General features: G+C 67.7%; 1 protein-coding gene. It reads right to left on the bottom strand.

The features are described from left to right. Positions 1–3,008: type I polyketide synthase (locus ACIP8W_RS31795; protein ID WP_402205883.1), on the bottom strand; the 3,008-nt coding region annotated here is incomplete at both ends.

Below are 3,008 nucleotides of genomic sequence, written 5' to 3'. Positions count from 1 at the left end.
CCATAGGCGCCCGCCTCCTCCCGTACCACCTCAGGCAGTTCGACCTCGGCGAACACCTCCGCACCGCGCCGCCACACCGCCCGCAGCCCATGGAAAGCGGGGCCGTAACCAGCACCGTCGCTCGCGAGCCGGTCATACACACGCTCCAAGTCCTGCGGCAAAGCGTCTCGTGGCGGCCACTCCTCTGTCGCATCCCATTCAGCGGGAGCTTGCGCGCCACTACCGAGGGTGCCCTGAGCATGCCGGACCCATGGCTCGGCGATGTCGGCGGCCTGTGGCCGAGAATGGACACTCACCGGTCGCTGGCCCTCGTCGTTCGCCGCGCCAACCGTGATCTGAACAGCGAGGCCACCACTCTGGGTGATGAACAGAGGTTGCATGAGGGAGAGTTCGTTCACTCCCGTGCAGCCGACCTCATCACCCGCACGGCTGACCATCTCAACCAGGGCCGTACCCGGAACGATGATCGCGCCGCCGACAATGTGGTCAGCCAGCCAGGGCTGCGCCTGCACCGACAACACGCCGCTGAGCAGGAAGCCGTTGCCGTCAGCCAGCGCCACGGCTGCACCAAGCAACGGGTGGCCGGGGGACGAAAAGCCCATGCTGCGAGCGCTGTTGCCACCAGCAGCTACCTTTACCCAATAGCGGCGGTGTTGGAAGGCGTACGTCGGCAGATCGGCCGTCGGGCCCTCACCGAGGAACGCGGACCAGTCAACCGGAACGCCATGCGCATACAACCGGCCGAGGGATAGGAGGAGTTCGCGTTCCTCCTCCCGATCCCGGCGCAGGGAGCCGACGACCAGGGCACGGTCATCGTCCACCGTGTCCTGGACCGCGCCCGTCAGCACCGGATGTGGGCTGACCTCCACGAACACCGTATGCCCGGCCTCGTACAGGGCCCGTACGGTATCGCTCAGCCGGACCGTGTGGCGCAGGTTGCGGTACCAGTAAGCAGCATCCAGACCAGCCGTGTCCGTGACCTCGGCCGTGACCGTCGACCAGAACGACACACCACCCGCGACCGGCGCGATACCGGCCAGCTCGGCCAGAAGCTCCGTCTCGATGCGCTCTACGTGGGCGGAGTGCGAGGCGTAATCGACATCGATACGACGGAACCGGACCCCCTCACGCTCACAATCCACCTCCAACACATCCAGAGCAGCCGAATCCCCTGCCACCACAGTCGAATTCGGCCCATTGACCGCCGCGACCGACAAACCCTCCCGTCCCCGCAGAAGCTCAGAAGCCCGCTCCTGCGTGACGGCCAGCGAGGCCATGCCACCGAGGCCCGACAGCTCGCGGCCGATCAGACGGCTGCGCAGGACAACCACCCGTGCCGCGTCCTCCAACGACAACGCCCCTGCCACCACAGCAGCCGCGATCTCACCCTGCGAATGACCCACCACAGCAGCCGGCACGACACCACGAGAACGCCACACCTCCGCCAACGACACCATCACCGCCCACAACACCGGCTGAACCACATCCACCCGCGCCCACAACACGGGATCCACACCGGAACCCTCACGGAGAACCGCGGACAACGACCAGTCCACCCACAGACCCAAAGCCCGCTCACACTCAGCGATACGAGCAGCGAACACCGGCGACGAACCCAGCAGACCAGCAGCCATCCCCAGCCACTGCGAACCCTGCCCCGGGAACACAAACACCACACCCGCACCCGCACCAGCCGCCGAACCCGCGATCGACCCCGACTCAGCAGAAGCCAACTCCGCCAGCCCCGAGAGGAGTTCATCCCGTCCCCGGCCGACCACCACCGCACGCTGCTCCAGCACCGCCCGCGTACCAACGAGCGAGCGGCCCACGGTGGCCGGGTCCAGCTCGGGGTGCTCGGTGACGTACGAACGCAACCGCTCCGCCTGCCCCCGCAGACCCGCCGCACCCCGACCCGACACCACCCACGGCACCACAACCGGCGCAACACTCCCGGACACCGCTTCAACAGCCGCAGGCGCCTGCTCCAGGATGACGTGCGCATTGGTACCACTGATACCGAACGACGAGACACCCGCCCGGCGCGGACGCTCCGCGTCCGACCACTCCTGGGCCTCGGTCAGCAGCCGTACCGCACCCTCCGACCAGTCCACCTCAGGGGTCGGCTCCGAAACGTGGAGTGTCTTCGGCAGCAGACCGTGCTGGAGCGCCAGCACCGTCTTGATGATGCCCGCGACACCCGCGGCAGCCTGCGTGTGCCCGATATTGGTCTTCAGGGAACCGAGCCACAGCGGCCGGTCCTCGGGACGGTCCTGGCCGTACGTCGCCAACACTGCCTGTGCCTCGATCGGGTCACCCAACCGGGTACCCGTACCATGCGCCTCGACCATGTCCACGTCGCTCGTGATCAATTGGGCGTTGGCCAGGGCCTGGCGGATGACCCTTTGCTGCGCGGGGCCGTTGGGGGCGGTGAGCCCGTTGGAGGCACCGTCCTGGTTGACGGCCGAGCCACGGACGACCGCGAGGATCCGGTGGCCGTTCCGTTCGGCGTCGGACTGCCGCTCGACAAGCAGCATGCCGACGCCCTCACCCCAGCCAGCGCCGTCCGCGTCGGCTGAGAAGGACTTGCAGCGGCCGTCGGCGGACATACCGCCCTGTCGGGAGAACTCGACAAAGATGCCCGGCGTCGACATGATCGTGATGCCGCCGACGAGCGCCATGTCACACTCACCCGCCCTCAACTCCCGCGCCGCCAGGTGCAGAGCCACCAGAGACGATGAGCAGGCCGTGTCGACCGTCACCGCCGGACCCTCGAAACCAAATGTGTACGACAGACGGCCCGACATCACGCTGGGGGTCGTACCGGTCAGCGAGTGGCCCTCGTTCCCCTCGGCCGTCTCGTGCAGCCGGGGCCCGTAATCCTGCGCGAAGCCGCCCACGAAAACACCCGTACGACTGCCCTTGAGGTTGGTTGGGTCGAGGCCGGCGCGTTCGAACGTCTCCCACGCCGTTTCGAGGAGCAGCCGCTGCTGCGGGTCCATCGCCAACGC

The sequence above is a fragment of the Streptomyces sp. NPDC088554 genome (assembly GCF_044752945.1).
In the GTDB taxonomy this organism is placed as follows: Bacteria; Actinomycetota; Actinomycetes; order Streptomycetales; family Streptomycetaceae; genus Streptomyces.
This window is presented reverse-complemented; position numbering and strand designations above follow the sequence as displayed.